Source organism: Piscicoccus intestinalis NBRC 104926 (assembly GCF_001515525.1).
GTDB lineage: Bacteria > Actinomycetota > Actinomycetes > Actinomycetales > Dermatophilaceae > Kineosphaera > Kineosphaera intestinalis.
Genome location: NZ_BCNQ01000325.1, coordinates 1 through 762 on the forward strand (window position 1 = coordinate 1; position 762 = coordinate 762).

At 68.4% G+C, this 762-nt stretch carries 1 pseudogene; it reads left to right on the forward strand.

The features are described from left to right. Window positions 1-50: 50 nt before the first annotated feature. A pseudogene (locus PINTE_RS24705) lies at window positions 51-762 on the forward strand (IS5 family transposase); the annotation flags it as partial.

Consider the following 762-nt stretch of genomic DNA (forward strand, 5'->3'; position numbering starts at 1 on the left):
CTAGAGCGTGTCTCCCTTATGGCCCGTGAGGCTCGCGGCAGTCTGAGGGCGTGACACAGCGATCGACGAGATTTCAGGTGTTGAGCGACGAGCAGTGGGCTCGGATCGAGCCGCTGCTGCCCTCGAATGTGGGTCGTCGGGGTCATCCGTTCGCGGACAATCGTCGGGTGGTCGAGGGGATGGCCTACCGCTACCGGACGGGTATCCCGTGGCGTGATCTGCCGCGGGAGGTGTTCGGTCCGTGGCAGACGGTGTGGAAGCGGCATCGGCGCTACGCGGGGGATGGGACGTGGGATCGGGTCCTGGCGCAGCTGGTGGCTCAGGCCGACGCGGCGGGCGAGGTCCAGTGGCAGGTGTCGGTGGATGCCACGATCACGCGTGCGCATCAGCACGCGACGAACACGTCGCGTCCCGAGCAGGACACAGGGGGCTGGGTCGAATTACAAGAATCGGCCGCTGGCCGAGTGTGAACCTGCAGGTCATGGCGTTGGTCGCTCGCGTGGCGGACTCACCACGAAGATCCACCAGGCGGTGGACGGCAGGGGTCGCCCGCTGGCGATCGTGGTCACCGGCGGACAGCGAAATGACGGCGCGATGCTGGCCACGGTGCTGGCCGATATCCGGGTGCCCCGCCTGGGACGCGGACGCGCCCGGACCCGCCCGAATGTCGTGATCGCCGATCGCGCCTACGCCACCGGCGTGATCCGCGAGCAGCTGCGCCGTCGCCACATCAAGGCCGTCATCCCCGCCAAGAGCGACCAG